At 54.9% G+C, this 14640-nt stretch carries 13 protein-coding genes; 8 read left to right on the top strand and 5 right to left on the bottom strand.

The genetic code is table 11. The annotated features are described in order from the left end of the window. Positions 1–250: 250 nt before the first annotated feature. Positions 251–1870, top strand: coding sequence for an L-aspartate oxidase (nadB, locus tag B3X29_RS09295; RefSeq protein ID WP_159340023.1), 1620 nt, complete (start codon positions 251–253; stop codon positions 1868–1870). On the opposite strand, the gene trmN is transcribed toward nadB, so the two are convergent. Further along, the gene (trmN, locus tag B3X29_RS09290) at positions 1855–2592 is read right to left on the bottom strand and encodes a tRNA(1)(Val) (adenine(37)-N(6))-methyltransferase TrmN (RefSeq protein ID WP_103180761.1); all 738 of its coding nucleotides are present in this window, start codon (positions 2590–2592) and stop codon (positions 1855–1857) included. The genes nadB and trmN overlap by 16 nt on opposite strands. Before the next feature lie 132 nt (positions 2593–2724). Here trmN and srmB point away from each other — a divergent pair, with 132 nt between their 5' ends. Then, positions 2725–4053, top strand: a complete 1329-nt coding sequence (srmB, locus tag B3X29_RS09285) for an ATP-dependent RNA helicase SrmB (protein WP_159340022.1) — start codon at positions 2725–2727, stop codon at positions 4051–4053. Between the two features lie 51 nt (positions 4054–4104). On the opposite strand, the gene grcA is transcribed toward srmB, so the two are convergent. After that, entirely contained in the window at positions 4105–4488 is a 384-nt protein-coding gene (gene grcA / locus B3X29_RS09280) for an autonomous glycyl radical cofactor GrcA (protein WP_103180763.1), read from the bottom strand. 314 nt (positions 4489–4802) lie between these two features. Here grcA and ung point away from each other — a divergent pair, with 314 nt between their 5' ends. After that, positions 4803–5492, top strand: coding sequence for a uracil-DNA glycosylase (gene ung, locus B3X29_RS09275; protein ID WP_103180764.1), 690 nt, complete (start codon positions 4803–4805; stop codon positions 5490–5492). A gap of 93 nt (positions 5493–5585) precedes the next feature. On the opposite strand, the gene B3X29_RS09270 is transcribed toward ung, so the two are convergent. After that, a complete protein-coding gene (locus B3X29_RS09270; RefSeq protein ID WP_103180765.1) occupies positions 5586–6671 on the bottom strand; it encodes a tRNA/rRNA methyltransferase in 1086 nt (361 codons plus the stop codon). Positions 6672–6877: 206 nt separating this feature from the next. Between B3X29_RS09270 and trxC the strand changes: the two genes are divergently transcribed. The 5 genes from trxC (at position 6878) to B3X29_RS09240 (ending at position 12599) form a co-directional block, all read left to right on the top strand. Next, positions 6878–7297, top strand: coding sequence for a thioredoxin TrxC (trxC, locus tag B3X29_RS09265; protein WP_103180766.1), 420 nt, complete (start codon positions 6878–6880; stop codon positions 7295–7297). 71 nt (positions 7298–7368) lie between these two features. Beyond that, on the top strand, positions 7369–8067 hold the full coding sequence (gene tapT / locus B3X29_RS09260; RefSeq protein WP_103180767.1) for a tRNA-uridine aminocarboxypropyltransferase: 699 nt from the start codon (positions 7369–7371) through the stop codon (positions 8065–8067). A gap of 35 nt (positions 8068–8102) precedes the next feature. Next, positions 8103–10766 (top strand): bifunctional acetate--CoA ligase family protein/GNAT family N-acetyltransferase, encoded by a 2664-nt coding sequence (locus B3X29_RS09255; RefSeq protein WP_159340021.1) that lies wholly within the window; start codon positions 8103–8105, stop codon positions 10764–10766. Between the two features lie 110 nt (positions 10767–10876). Then, entirely contained in the window at positions 10877–12232 is a 1356-nt protein-coding gene (pssA, locus tag B3X29_RS09245) for a CDP-diacylglycerol--serine O-phosphatidyltransferase (protein WP_159340020.1), read from the top strand. A 31-nt stretch (positions 12233–12263) separates the two neighbouring features. Continuing rightward, positions 12264–12599, top strand: a complete 336-nt coding sequence (locus B3X29_RS09240; protein ID WP_409454960.1) for a YfiM family lipoprotein — start codon at positions 12264–12266, stop codon at positions 12597–12599. On the opposite strand, the gene B3X29_RS09235 is transcribed toward B3X29_RS09240, so the two are convergent. Both B3X29_RS09235 and B3X29_RS09230 read right to left on the bottom strand, forming a co-directional pair. After that, the gene (locus B3X29_RS09235; RefSeq protein WP_159340019.1) at positions 12596–13903 is read right to left on the bottom strand and encodes an MFS transporter; all 1308 of its coding nucleotides are present in this window, start codon (positions 13901–13903) and stop codon (positions 12596–12598) included. The two genes, B3X29_RS09240 and B3X29_RS09235, sit on opposite strands and share 4 nt — an antisense overlap. A gap of 152 nt (positions 13904–14055) precedes the next feature. Beyond that, positions 14056–14511 carry a DUF4385 domain-containing protein gene (locus B3X29_RS09230; protein ID WP_290527347.1) on the bottom strand — a complete coding sequence of 152 codons (456 nt, stop codon included), beginning with the start codon at positions 14509–14511 and terminating at the stop codon, positions 14056–14058. Positions 14512–14640: the final 129 nt, after the last annotated feature.

Below are 14640 nucleotides of genomic sequence, written 5' to 3'. Positions count from 1 at the left end.
ATACCGATACGTACCCAGTTTCTGCTAAGAAATGGTCTTTTACCGCTTGCAGGGTAACGCAAGACGGGCTTTATTTCACCACAAAATCTGAAGCTAACGATCTGCTACGCAAAATATTTTCGCCCTTTTAGTCCCTTATCGCTGTCCAGCCTTTGTTTAGTCATTGCAACAACTCTTAAAAAAAACGTGCGATTCATCGCATTCAGGTGCTATGCTGGCCAAACACTGTTTAGTAAATTAAACACACATCATGAACGCAATTTCCGAACTCACCTGTGACGTACTGATTATCGGCAGCGGTGCCGCCGGCCTTTCACTGGCGCTGCGACTCGCCCCACACCAGAAAGTGATTGTCCTCAGCAAAGGTCCTGTTAGCGAAGGTTCTACCTTCTATGCCCAGGGCGGAATTGCTGCGGTGTTTGATGAAACTGACAGTATCGACTCCCATGTCGAAGATACCCTGATTGCAGGTGGCGGTATCGTGGACCGACACGCGGCTGAATTTGTCGCCAGTAATGCCCGCCACTGCGTGCAATGGCTGATCGATCAGGGCGTGCTGTTTGATACCCACGTGCAGGCCAATGGAGAAGAGAGTTACCACCTGACGCGTGAGGGCGGACACAGCCATCGCCGGATCCTGCATGCCGCAGATGCCACTGGTAAAGCAGTCGAAACGACGCTGGTCAGCCAGGCGTTAAGCCATCCCAACATCCGGGTGCTGGAACGCAGCAACGCGGTGGATTTGATCATCTCCGATAAGATTGGTCTGCCGGGCACGCGGCGCGTTGTGGGAGCCTGGGTCTGGAACCGTAATAGAGAGAAGGTGGAAACCTGTCGGGCAAAATCGGTTGTACTGGCAACCGGCGGTGCCTCTAAGGTGTATCAGTACACCACCAACCCGGATATTTCCTCAGGGGACGGTATTGCCATGGCCTGGCGAGCAGGCTGTCGCGTGGCCAATCTGGAATTTAACCAGTTCCATCCCACTGCGCTATTCCACCCGCAGGCACGCAACTTCCTGCTGACCGAAGCGCTACGCGGTGAAGGCGCGCATTTAAAACGCCCGGATGGCACGCGCTTTATGCAGGATTTCGACGAGCGGGGCGAGCTGGCGCCGCGTGATGTCGTGGCCCGCGCTATCGATCATGAGATGAAACGCCTGGGCGTGGACTGCATGTATCTGGATATCAGCCACAAACCCGAAGCCTTTATTCGCCAGCACTTCCCGACCATCTATGAAAAACTGTTGGGGCTCGGCATCGATATCACCAAAGAGCCGATGCCGGTGGTGCCCGCGGCGCACTATACCTGCGGCGGCGTGATGGTCGACGATCATGGCCGGACCGACGTTGACGGCCTGTACGCCATCGGCGAGGTGAGCTACACCGGCCTGCATGGCGCGAACCGAATGGCATCAAACTCGCTTCTGGAGTGCCTTGTGTATGGCTGGTCAGCGGCGGAAGATATCACGAAGCGCATGCCTTACGCCCGCCAGGTGGAAAACCTGCCGGACTGGGACGAAAGCCGCGTGGAGAACCCGGATGAACTGGTCGTGATCCAGCATAACTGGCACGAGCTGCGCCTCTTTATGTGGGATTACGTCGGCATTGTGCGCACCACCAAACGTCTGGAGCGCGCCCTGCGCCGTATTACCATGCTGCAGCAGGAAATTGATGAGTATTACGCCCATTTCCGCGTATCCAATAATTTGCTGGAACTGCGTAATCTGGTTCAGGTGGCGGAGCTGATTGTGCGCTGCGCAATGATGCGCAAAGAGAGCCGCGGTTTGCACTACACGCTCGACTACCCGGAGCAGCTTGAGCATTCCGGCCCGTCGGTGCTCTCACCGCTGGCTCACATAAATAAATAGAAGGGGTGGGTCAGCGCCGTGTAGTCATCGGAATAACGCTGATCTGGCCCACGTATCACCAGCCTGTCGCTGAAGCACTCTCCCTCTTTCGGCGACAGCGCCAGCAGCACCCGGTGCGGCAGCCTGCCGTCGGTTTCCGCAATATCGGTGCGCAGGCGTAAAAACCAGCCCATCTCCAGCGCGCTGGCAATAAATGCACTGCCTGCGCTCTCCGGTAATACCACGCAGAAAAATCCCTCTTCGGAGATCAACCCGGCAGCGCAGGCTAACAGCGCGCCATGATCGAGCGTGTCGGTATACCGGGCCTGCTCTCGCTGGGGTGTAGCACAGGCTACGCCCGGTTCAAAATAGGGAGGATTGCTGACAATCAGGTCATAGCGGCCCGTTTGTTCTGGCGCCCAGGCAAGAACATCCGCACAATGAAGAGATACGCGCGAAGCCCAGGGGGATTCCGCTACGTTTTCCGCTGCCTGCTCAGCCGCCTGGGGATCCAGTTCAACCGCGTCAAGCGTGACAGCGTGTTCGGTACGCTGCGCCAGCATCAGGGCTAATAATCCGCTGCCGCTGCCAATGTCGAGGATACGTTTAACGCCTGCTACCGGTGCCCATGCCCCCAGTAAAATGCCATCAGTGCCGACTTTCATTGCACAGCGATCGTGGGCAACAAAGAACTGCTTAAAAGTAAAACCATCGCGGCGCAGCTGCGCTTTGAGTTGAGACATGTCGGAGCAACCTTCAAAGTGAAACGGGAGTAGCATAGGTGAAAGCGTAACGACGGAAAAGGGATATCCACACAAACAGATGAAGATTGCAGCCGTAACGTCTATAATCAGCGCCCCACACAGAGGTAGAACATGACTGTAACGACTTTTTCCGAACTTGAACTCGATGAAAGCCTTCTGGACGCGCTCCAGGAAAAAGGCTTCACACGCCCGACCGCTATTCAGGAAGCGGCAATTCCGCCTGCACTGGAGGGCCGTGACGTGCTCGGTTCTGCGCCAACCGGCACGGGTAAAACGGCAGCCTATTTGCTGCCTGCGTTGCAGCATCTGCTGGATTTTCCGCGTAAGAAATCAGGTCCGCCGCGTATTCTGATCCTCACCCCGACCCGTGAACTGGCGATGCAGGTTACCGATCATGCCCGTGAGCTGGCGAAGAATACCCACCTGGATATCGCAACCATTACCGGCGGTGTGGCCTATATGAACCACGCCGAAGTATTCAGTGAGAACCAGGATATCGTCGTTGCGACGACCGGGCGTCTGCTGCAATACATCAAAGAAGAGAACTTCGACTGCCGTGCGGTTGAAACCTTAATTCTTGACGAAGCTGACCGTATGCTGGATATGGGCTTTGCGCAGGATATCGAACACATTGCCGGTGAGACCCGCTGGCGTAAGCAGACTATGCTCTTCTCCGCGACGCTGGAAGGCGATGCAATTAAAGATTTTGCTGAGCGTCTTCTGGAGGACCCAGTTGAGGTTTCCGCCACCCCGTCCACCCGCGAGCGCAAGAAGATCCATCAGTGGTACTACCGCGCCGATGATATTCAGCATAAAACCGCGCTGCTGATCCACCTGCTGAAACAGCCTGAAGCCACCCGCTCTATCGTCTTTGTACGGAAACGTGAGCGTGTGCACGAGCTGGCGACCTGGCTGCGTGAAGCGGGTATCAATAACTGCTATCTCGAAGGCGAGATGGTGCAGATTAAACGTAACGAAGCGATCAAACGTCTGACCGATGGCCGCGTGAACGTGCTGGTGGCGACCGACGTTGCTGCGCGCGGTATTGATATTCCTGATGTCAGCCACGTGTTCAACTTCGATCTGCCGCGCACTGCGGATACCTATCTCCACCGCATTGGCCGTACCGGTCGTGCCGGGCGTAAAGGGACAGCCATTTCGCTGGTCGAAGCGCATGACCATCTGCTGCTGCAAAAAATTGGTCGTTACGTTGAAGAGCCGCTGAAGGCCCGCGTGATCGACGAACTGCGTCCGAGCACCCGTGCGCCGAGCGAAAAAATGACGGGCAAACCGTCCAAGAAAGTGCTCGCTAAACGTGCCGAGAAAAAGGCGAAAGAGAAAGAGAAACCGCGCGTGAAGCAACGCCACCGTGATACCAAAAACGTGGGCAAGCGTCGTAAGCCTAGCGGCAGCGCGCCGGTGACACAGAAAGAAGAGTAATAAAAAAGCCGGGTTCTAACCCGGCTTTTTTTATCTGTACGCTGGTAACGATTACAGGCTGGCAGTAAAGGTACGGGCAATAACGTCGCGCTGCTGTTCGGCAGTCAGTGAGTTAAAGCGTACCGCGTAGCCAGAAACACGGATGGTCAGCTGCGGATATTTTTCCGGATGCTTAACAGCATCTTCCAGCGTTTCACGACGCAGCACGTTAACGTTCAGATGCTGACCGCCTTCAACGCGGACTTCAGGTTTGATTTCCATAGGGATTTCGCGGTATTCGAACTCGCCCAGCGCGTTAACCTGAACAACTTCATCTTCAGCAAAGCCTGCTTTTGCGCATACGCAACGCGCTTCGCCTTTCTCGCTGTCCAGCAGCCAGAAAGAGTTCAGCAGGTCGTCGTTTGCAGCTTTAGTAATCTGGATACCAGTAATCATGTGATGTCTCCCTTACACTACAATATTGGGTGTCGCCCGTTCGTCCGGGCAATTGGTAAAACCATTGTTGCTTGAGTGTATATATATCAGTCAAACCCTCGCCATTCCTTGACTTAAATCAACAAAAACCACACCAGTAAAAGGGTGATAAACGGAGATTATTGTTTTATATCAATTTTAACCTCGCAATTGGCTTCAAAATTCCGTGTAAATTTTCAATATTTTTCAGTGCAATGACATTTTTGGCTCGCCAGTTTTGTTCCCTCGTCATATGCAGTTAAGCTAAAGACAGTGAAAATTCGCAGGAGAGCGAGATGACAGCACCTTTAACCTGGCACGACGTACTGGCCGATGAAAAAAAACAGCCTTACTTCGTTAATACTCTGAATACCGTTGCCGCGGAACGTCAGGACGGCATCACCATCTATCCGCCCCAGAAAGATGTGTTCAACGCCTTTCGTTTTACCGAGCTGGCAGATGTCAAAGTGGTTATCCTGGGACAGGATCCCTACCACGGACCGGGTCAGGCACACGGCCTGGCGTTTTCTGTGCGTCCGGGCGTTGCTATCCCCCCTTCCCTGCTGAATATGTATAAGGAGCTGGAAGCCTCCGTACCGGGGTTTACCCGACCTTCACATGGTTACCTGGAAAGCTGGGCGCGTCAGGGCGTTCTGTTGCTCAACACCGTGCTGACGGTTCGCGCCGGGCAGGCCCATTCTCATGCCAGCCTCGGGTGGGAGACATTTACCGACAAGGTCATCAGCCTGATTAACCAGCACCGGGAAGGCGTGGTCTTTTTGCTCTGGGGATCGCATGCGCAGAAGAAAGGGTCGATCATTGATACTCAGCGCCATCATGTGCTGAAAGCGCCGCACCCGTCACCGCTGTCAGCCCATCGCGGCTTTTTTGGCTGCAATCATTTTGTGCTGGCGAATGAGTGGCTGGAGAAACAGGGCGAAACGCCGATTGACTGGATGCCGGAGTTACCGGCTGAAAGCGAGTAAGTTGTTGTAGGCCGGGTAAGGCGAAGCCGCCACCCGGCACATTGCCCGGCGGCGCTACGCTTGCCGGGCCTACGAACGACGAACAAAGCGGGATTATGCTTTGTTCTGACGCCACCATTCCGCCAGCAGAACGCCGGTCGCAACGGATACGTTGAGGCTTTCTACATTGCCGGTGCCATCGATAGAGACGCTCAGATCGGCGCTGGAGAGTGCCGCATCGGAGAGACCATCGCGCTCCTGACCCAACACCAGCACCATCTTACGGGGCAGTGTCGCTTTAAACAGCGGCGTGGTGCCTTTGTGGCTGGAGGTGGTCACGATGGCATAGCCCGCCTGACGGAACTGCTCAATCGCTTCCAGCACGCTGTCGCCAGTGATCGGCTGAACGTGCTCCGCGCCGCCTTCCGCCGTACGGATTGCTGCGCCGGATTCCAGCAGAGCCGCATCCTGCAACAGAACGCCTTTCACGCCGAAGTGGGCACAGCTGCGCATCATGGCGCCGAGGTTGTGCGGGTTACCCACGTCTTCCAGGGCCAGCACGCAATCATCTTCGCCAGCCTGGCTGACCCACTGCTTAACGGTGGTACCGTTACGTTTCTTAATCAGGAAGCAGACGCCACCATGGTGTTCGGTGCCAGACGCTTTGGTGATCTCAGCATCGTCCACCACATGGTAGGCTTTGCGGTTGGCCGCCATCCAGCGCAGCGCTTCTTTGAAACGCGGCGTGACGCTCTGGATGAACCAGGCGCGCACGATGCAATCAGGACGGCTCTGGAACAGGGCCTGACAGGCGTTTTCGCCATAGACGCGCGTCTCTTCGGCACGCTGACGGCGGATCACTTCCGGATCGATAACCGTTTTACCGGCCATGCTGCCGTGATCGACGGGCGCTGTGGACTCGTCGCCCGGCGCGCGGGAGACGGTACGCCACGGTGAGGCGTCGCGGCTAAAATCGTCGCGTTTGAAATCATCACGCTTACGGTCGTCACGTTTGCGGTCATCACCGCGGCTGCTTCTCTCATCGCGGGCGGGGCGACGGCCACCGTCTGCACGAGATGGCCCTGGACGTCCGCCACCTTTTCCGGTACGCGGATTTTGGGTGCGTTTATCAGAGTCATCGTCACTGCGGACATACATCACTTTGACCTTGCCGCTTTTGTTTTTCAGTTCGTCGTTCATGCTTTTCTCCACCAGCGCTGCGCGAAGCGCGCAGATTACCCGATGTCCCGGCGCATAGCCATTACTTCGTATAAAAGCCTGTGACTATTGTTCTCATTGAACAAAACGCATTGTCGTTTCAAACAGGGTCGTTGATAATATGTAACATATTGGAAACATAACCGGCATGTTGCCGATTTGTCCCCCTGCTCTACCTGAGGTTAGTTATGAATACCGTATGTGCCAACTGCCAGGCTCTTAACCGCATTCCGGAAGATCGCATTGATGACGGAGCAAAATGCGGACGCTGCGGTCATGAATTGTTCGATGGTGACGTGATTAATGCTACCGGCGAAACTCTGGATAAACTGCTGAAGGATGATCTGCCGGTTGTTGTAGACTTCTGGGCACCCTGGTGCGGCCCTTGCCGTAACTTTGCGCCGATCTTTGAAGATGTCGCCGAAGAGCGTAGCGGTAAAATGCGTTTTGTGAAAGTGAACACCGAAGCTGAGCGCGAACTGAGCTCCCGCTTCCGCATTCGTAGTATCCCGACCATTATGATTTTCAAAAATGGTGAAGTCGTCGATATGCTCAATGGTGCCGTTCCGAAAGCACCTTTTGATAGCTGGCTGAACGAATCCCTCTGACATTCCGGGGCACGTAACTTGTGCCCCGCCCTCGCCTCTGCGAGAATGGCGTTTTTTCTGCGCTCCTTCCCATGACTGATAACGCCGTACTGCAACTGCGCGCCCAACGCCTGGCGCGTGCGACTCGCCCTTTTCTTGCCCGTGGTAACCGCATTCGTCGCTGTCAGCGCTGTCTGCTGCCGCTCAGGCAGTGTCTCTGCGCGACGCTGGCGCCCAGCCATGCTCAAAGCCGTTTCTGCCTGGTGATGTTCGATACCGAACCGATGAAGCCCAGCAACACCGGACGGCTGATCGCCGATATTCTACCGGATACCGCAGCCTTCCAGTGGTCACGCACTGAGCCACCTCAGGCGCTGCTCGATCTGGTCGCCAGCCCCGACTATCAACCGATGGTAGTGTTTCCGGCCTCCTACGCCGGTGAGACGCGCCAGGTAATTACCGCGCCCTCCGCCGGCAAACCGCCGCTGTTTATCATGCTGGATGGCACCTGGACTGAAGCGCGTAAAATGTTTCGCAAAAGCCCCTATCTGGATGCGCTGCCGGTGATCTCCGTCGATTTGTCGCGCGTCTCGGCTTACCGGCTGCGTGAAGCCCACGCAGAAGGCCAGTATTGTACTGCCGAAGTGGCCATTGCCCTGCTGGATCTGGCGGGGGACGTTCAGGCGGCAGGCGCCCTGGGCGATCACTTCTCACGCTTTCGCGAACGTTATCTGGCCGGAAAAACCATTCATAAGGGAAGCATCACAGCGGCGGAGCCGGAAAGCGTTTAAAATCATCAGGTCACTCGCCTTTTCAGGAGATCTGTATGAGCCAGCGCGGGCTAGAAGCCTTACTCCGCCCTAAATCCATTGCCGTGATTGGCGCGTCGATGAAGCCTGAACGCGCCGGTTATCTGATGATGCGTAACCTGCTCGCTGGCGGCTTTAATGGCCCGATACTGCCGGTTACCCCCGCGTATAAGGCGGTGTTGGGTGTCCTTGCCTGGCCGGATGTGGAGAGCCTGCCCTTCATTCCCGATCTCGCGGTGCTCTGCACCCACGCCCGACGTAACATCGCCCTGCTCGACGCACTGGGGAAGAAGGGCTGCAAAACCTGCATTATTCTCTCTTCGCCCCCTGAACAACAGGCGGAGCTGCTGGCCTGCGCGACGCGCTACCAGATGCGACTGCTGGGGCCAAACAGTCTGGGTCTGCTGGCACCGTGGCAGGGGCTGAATGCCAGCTTTTCTCCCGTCCCGATACGTAAAGGCAAGCTGGCCTTTATTTCCCAGTCGGCGGCGGTCTCTAATACTATCCTCGACTGGGCCCAGCAGCGCGAAATGGGCTTTTCCTATTTCATCGCGCTGGGCGACGGTCTGGACATTGACGTTGACGAGCTGCTGGATTTTCTGGCGCGCGATAGTAAAACCAGCGCCATCCTGCTCTATCTTGAGCATCTCAGCGACGCGCGACGCTTCGTCTCGGCAGCCCGTAGCGCTTCACGCAACAAACCGATTCTGGTGATCAAAAGCGGGCGTAGCCCGGCCGCCCAACGTCTTTTGCATTCTCATTCAGGCATGGATCCGGCATGGGATGCCGCTATCCAGCGTGCCGGCTTGCTGCGTGTTCAGGACACCCACGAACTCTTTTCCGCTGTCGAAACGCTCAGCCATATGCGCCCGCTGCGCGGGGAACGGCTGATGATCATCAGTAACGGGGCCGCACCGGCCGCGCTGGCGCTGGATGAACTGTGGCTGCGTAACGGTAAGCTGGCCACACTCAGCGAAGAGACAATGCAGCGCCTGCGTGAGGCATTGCCGTCCGGCGTGGAGCCGGGTAATCCACTCGACTTACGCGACGATGCCAGCAGCGAGCACTATCTCATGGCACTCAATATCCTGCTGGACAGCCAGGATTTTGATGCCCTGATGGTTATTCACTCCCCTAGTGCCGTAGCCCCGGGCAGCGAAAGCGCTCGTGCGCTGATTGATATTGTGAAGAAGCATCCGCGTGGAAAGTATGTGTCGCTTCTGACCAACTGGTGCGGTGAATTTTCATCTCAGGAGGCGCGACGTCTGTTCAGCGAGGCTGGCCTCCCCACTTACCGTACCCCGGAAGGCACTATCACCGCTTTTATGCATATGGTGGAGTACCGGCGCAATCAGAAACAGCTGCGGGAGACGCCTGCCCTGCCGGGAAACCTGACCGCCAATACGGGTCATGCTCACGACCTGTTGCAGCGTGCCATTGATGACGGCGCGCGTTCGCTGGATACCCATGAGGTACAGCCGATCCTCACCGCCTATGGCCTGCATACACTGCCCACCTGGATCGCCAGCGACAGCGCGGAAGCGGTGCATATTGCCGAGCAGATCGGTTATCCGGTAGCACTGAAACTGCGTTCGCCAGATATCCCGCATAAATCTGAAGTTCAGGGGGTGATGTTGTATCTGCGTACCGCGGTGGAAGTCCAGCAGGCGGCGGATGCCATTATCGATCGCGTTAAAATGGCCTGGCCCCAGGCGCGGATCCACGGCCTGCTGGTGCAGAGCATGGCTAATCGTGCCGGCGCGCAGGAGCTACGGGTGGTAGTGGAACACGATCCGGTCTTCGGTCCGCTGATTATGCTGGGCGAAGGGGGCGTGGAGTGGCGCCCTGAAGAGCAGGCGGTGGTTGCCCTGCCGCCCCTGAACATGAACCTGGCGCGTTATCTGGTGATTCAGGGGATTAAGAGCAAAAAGATCCGTGGACGCAGTGCCTTAAGACCGCTGGATATCGCCGCCCTGAGCCAGTTCCTGGTGCAGGTATCGAACCTGATTGTCGATAGCCCGGAAATCCAGCGTCTGGATATTCATCCTTTACTGGTATCCGGCAGCGAACTGACGGCGCTGGATGTGACGATGGATGTGGCGGCCTATACCGGCGATCGCGAAAGCCGGCTTGCTATTCGCCCTTACCCCCATCAGCTTGAAGAGTGGGTGGAGATGAAAAATGGCGAACTGTCGCTGTTCCGCCCTATCCTTCCTGAAGATGAACCCCAGCTTCAGCGCTTTATCGCCCAGGTCACAAAAGAAGATTTGTATTACCGCTACTTTAGCGAAATCAACGAATTTACCCACGAAGATTTAGCCAATATGACGCAGATCGACTACGATCGGGAAATGGCTTTCGTTGCTGTCCGACGCACTGAAGAGGGCGATGAAATCCTTGGCGTCACACGTGCCATCTCCGATCCTGATAACGTTGATGCGGAGTTTGCGGTGCTTGTTCGCTCCGATCTGAAAGGTCTTGGGCTGGGAAGACGATTACTCGAAAAACTGATCAGTTATACGCGCGATCACGGACTGATCCGCCTCAATGGCATTACCATGCCTAACAACCGTGGCATGGTCGCCCTGGCGCGAAAGCTGGGCTTTACCGTTGATATCCAGCTTGAAGATGGGATCGTCGGGTTGACTCTGCAGCTTATGCCATCAGGTAAACAAGAGTAAGGTACTGGAAATGTTGACCACTTTAAACGGCACTGGTGGTATGATTGCCCGCTTCTGTTGTCTACATAGTACATATAATCCTTCAATGAACAGAGAAGAAACGCACTGTGATGTTGTCAAAATTTAAGCGTAATAAACATCAACAACACCTTGCTCAACTACCGAAGATTTCTCAGTCAGTTGATGATGTAGAGTTTTTTTATGCTCCCGCCGACTTTCGGGAGACGCTACTGGAAAAAATTGCCAGCGCAACGCATCGTATCTGCATTATCGCGCTTTATCTTGAACAGGATGAGGGCGGCAGCGCCATTTTACGCGCCGTGTACGAAGCCAAACGCCAGCGCCCTGAGCTGGATGTCCGTATCCTGGTCGACTGGCATCGCGCCCAGCGCGGTCGTATTGGCGCCGCTGCGTCCAACACCAATGCCGACTGGTATTGCCGCATGGCGCAGGAAAACCCCGGCGTAGATGTCCCCGTTTATGGTGTTCCTGTTAACACCCGCGAAGCTCTGGGCGTTCTCCATTTCAAAGGCTTTATCATTGATGACAGCGTGCTCTATAGCGGCGCGAGTCTGAACGATGTCTATCTGCATCAACTGGATAAATACCGTTACGATCGTTATCACCTGGTGCGTAATGCCCGCATGGCTGACGTCATGTTTGAGTGGGTGGACCAACATCTGGTGCATGGCCGCGGCGTGAATCGGCTTGACGATCCGCAGCGACCAAAAAGCCCGGAGATCAAAAATGAGATCCGCCTTTTCCGTCAGGAACTGCGCGATGCCATGTTCCATTTCCAGGGCGATGCCGATAATGAACAGCTTGCAGTGACCCCACTGGTTGGGCTGGGTAAATCCAGCCTGCTCAACAAGACCATCTTCCATCTGATGCCGTGTACAGAACATAAGCTGACCATCTGTACACCGTACTTCAACCTGCCGGCGGTGCTGGTGCGTAACATCATTCAGCTGTTACGCGACGGTAAAAAGGTGGAAATTATCGTTGGCGATAAAACCGCGAACGATTTCTTCATTCCTGAAGATCAGCCATTTAAGATCATCGGCGCCCTGCCTTATCTCTATGAGATCAACCTGCGCCGCTTCCTGAGCCGCCTGCAGTACTATGTGAATACCGATCAGCTGGTTGTGCGTCTGTGGAAAGATGAAGATAACAGCTATCACCTGAAAGGCATGTGGGTTGATGATGAATGGATGCTGCTGACGGGCAATAACCTCAATCCCCGCGCGTGGCGACTGGATCTAGAAAATGCGATTTTGATCCACGATCCCCGCCAGGAGCTGGCTGCTCCGCGCGACCGTGAACTGGATCTGATCCGCACGCACACCACTGTGGTTAACCATTATCGCGATCTGCAAAGTATCGCTGACTATCCGGTGAAAGTGCGTAAGCTAATTCGCCGTTTACGTCGCATCCGAATCGACCGGTTGATTAGCCGCATCCTGTAATCTTCAGCCCTGTCATTGACGGGGCTTTTTTATGGAGGTCGTTGTGCGTTATTTGCTGTTAATGGGCTGCCTGGTTTTGGGCGGATGCAGCCATATGGCTCAGGATAGCTGGTCGGGTCAGGATAAGGCGCAACACTTTTTAGCCTCGGCGATGCTCTCGGCTGCGGGTAATGAATATGCACAGCGCCAGGGCTACAGCCGCGACTGCAGCGCTGCATACGGCCTGATGTTTTCGGTCAGTCTGGGGGCATCGAAAGAGCTCTGGGACAGCCGCCCGGCAGGGAGCGGCTGGAGCTGGAAAGATTTTGCCTGGGACATAGCCGGTGCGACTACCGGCTATGCCGTCTGGCAGATGGCGGATCATTAAAGACGCACGCCTTTCCCTTTGCGGTGCAGCATTAAAGAAACCATAAATGCCAGCGCCCCCATCAGCGTGACGTACCAGAAAAAGATTGCCTCACTCCCCACCGATTTTAATGACAGGGCTACATATTCCGCTGAGCCGCCAAACAGCGCGTTAGCCACCGCATAAGATAACCCAACGCCCAGTGCACGCACCTGAGCCGGAAACATCTCTGCCTTAAGAATGCCGCTGATCGAGGTGTAAAAACTGGCAATGACCAATGCGACCATCACCAGTGCAAAAGCGGCATAAGGAGATGTGACATGCTGGAGTGCAGTGAGAATGGGCACAGTACATATTGCCGACAACCCGCCGAAAATCAGCATTGAGCTACGACGACCGATTCTATCCGACAGCGCACCGATAATGGGCTGGGTGAGCATAAAGACAAAGAGCGCCACCGTCATGACCATGCTCGCCACGTTAGCGTGCATACCCGTTGTATTAACCAGATACTTCTGCATATAGGTAGTGAAGGTATAGAAGGTGAGCGAACCGCCAGCCGTAAAGCCGAGCACCATTAAAAAGGCCTTCCGGTTACGCCACAAGCCCTTAAAAGAACCTGCCTCTTTTAACGTCCTTACCTCTTTACGCGACGTTTCGTCCAGCTGACGGCGCAGCCACAGCGCCACAATGGCAAGGAGGGCGCCAAGCGCAAAAGGAATACGCCATCCCCAGGCACGGAGATCTTCATCACTCAGAACCTGTTGCAGGATCACGACGGCCAGAATTGCCAGGAGCTGTCCCCCGATCAGGGTGACGTACTGAAATGAGGCATAAAAGCCTTTACGCCCTTCCACGGCAACTTCACTCATATATGTCGCGCTTGTGCCATATTCCCCCCCAACGGAAAGTCCCTGGAACAAACGCGCCAACAGCAGTAAGGCTGGAGCCCAAGTGCCGATAGTGTCATAGCCCGGAAGGCAGGCGATAACCAGGGAGCCGAAACACATCATGCAGACGGAGATCAGCATGGACGTTTTTCGCCCCTTTCGATCGGCAATACGCCCAAAGAGCCAGCCGCCGATTGGACGCATCAAAAAGCCTGCGGCGAAAACGCCTGCAGTTTGCAGAAGCTGGGTAGTGGTGTTGCCGGATGGGAAGAAGATATGGGCAAAATAGAGCGAGCAAAACGAGTACACGTAAAAGTCGAACCATTCAACCAGATTGCCTGAAGATGCACCGACGATTGCCCAAATCCTGCGGCGAGTATCGTCCTCTGCCAGTTTTTTACTATCCGTATCTGTACTTGCTACGGTTTCTGTCATTTTAAATCCCCTGTCTTACAATGCGGGCCAAAGCACCCACTCCAGTAAAACCAGATTTAAAATTTAACGTTAGGTAAAATAATTGTTTCTATTATGTTTCATTTAATTTTGTTATCTCCGTCACAAAATGCGTCCTGACACGGATAACATCATCAGCCCCACTTTTTTTGATGCGCTTGTTTTCTCTGTAAATAATCCTCATCGGCGCGAATTTTGTCCCACCATCCTTTGAATACTTTTGCGGCTTCGGCTTTAACGGGATCGTGATCCAGTGGACGAACATTGCATTCATCATCGTACTTTTTTCCGCCTTTGTGGTTGGCGTAGCGTCTGGCGCGGGTATATCCCATCTGGATGAATTTTCTGGCCATATCCATGCCCACAAAATCGTCTTGCTGACGGTATTGCTCAAAGAGTGCGTATATTTCCTGCGCAGATTTTGTCGCAACCTCAGCATTTTTGTATCGCCAGTAGGGCAGAATTTCGCTTTTGTAAGGTTCAACCAGCAGAACGCCTTGTTCTCCCCGCCCTACCTGGTAAAGCTCAGGATGGTCGCGAAAGTTTATGTTGGCGAAATCTTGTTGATAGTTAAAGGGGGGGTTCGGCAAAATAACCTCGCTGACGATGCGTATCTTGTTATTTTAGCCAGAGATTGTTGATTGTGCCCGCCAGGGTGGAAAAGCAAAAAACCCCGCACCATAAGGTACGGGGTTTTTTAATTTGATGCCTGGCAGTTC

The organism is Leclercia sp. UBA5076, assembly GCF_002416465.1.
GTDB lineage: Bacteria > Pseudomonadota > Gammaproteobacteria > Enterobacterales > Enterobacteriaceae > Enterobacter.
This window is presented reverse-complemented; position numbering and strand designations above follow the sequence as displayed.

What these genes read in the sequence shown, in the direction of transcription:
- nadB (WP_159340023.1), top strand. Translation starts at nt 251, where the DNA reads ATGAACGCAATTTCCGAACTCACCTGTGACGTACTGATTATCGGCAGC.
- trmN (WP_103180761.1), bottom strand. Translation starts at nt 2,592, where the DNA reads ATGTCTCAACTCAAAGCGCAGCTGCGCCGCGATGGTTTTACTTTTAAG.
- srmB (WP_159340022.1), top strand. Translation starts at nt 2,725, where the DNA reads ATGACTGTAACGACTTTTTCCGAACTTGAACTCGATGAAAGCCTTCTG.
- grcA (WP_103180763.1), bottom strand. Translation starts at nt 4,488, where the DNA reads ATGATTACTGGTATCCAGATTACTAAAGCTGCAAACGACGACCTGCTG.
- ung (WP_103180764.1), top strand. Translation starts at nt 4,803, where the DNA reads ATGACAGCACCTTTAACCTGGCACGACGTACTGGCCGATGAAAAAAAA.
- B3X29_RS09270 (WP_103180765.1), bottom strand. Translation starts at nt 6,671, where the DNA reads ATGAACGACGAACTGAAAAACAAAAGCGGCAAGGTCAAAGTGATGTAT.
- trxC (WP_103180766.1), top strand. Translation starts at nt 6,878, where the DNA reads ATGAATACCGTATGTGCCAACTGCCAGGCTCTTAACCGCATTCCGGAA.
- tapT (WP_103180767.1), top strand. Translation starts at nt 7,369, where the DNA reads ATGACTGATAACGCCGTACTGCAACTGCGCGCCCAACGCCTGGCGCGT.
- B3X29_RS09255 (WP_159340021.1), top strand. Translation starts at nt 8,103, where the DNA reads ATGAGCCAGCGCGGGCTAGAAGCCTTACTCCGCCCTAAATCCATTGCC.
- pssA (WP_159340020.1), top strand. Translation starts at nt 10,877, where the DNA reads ATGTTGTCAAAATTTAAGCGTAATAAACATCAACAACACCTTGCTCAA.
- B3X29_RS09240 (WP_409454960.1), top strand. Translation starts at nt 12,264, where the DNA reads ATGGAGGTCGTTGTGCGTTATTTGCTGTTAATGGGCTGCCTGGTTTTG.
- B3X29_RS09235 (WP_159340019.1), bottom strand. Translation starts at nt 13,903, where the DNA reads ATGACAGAAACCGTAGCAAGTACAGATACGGATAGTAAAAAACTGGCA.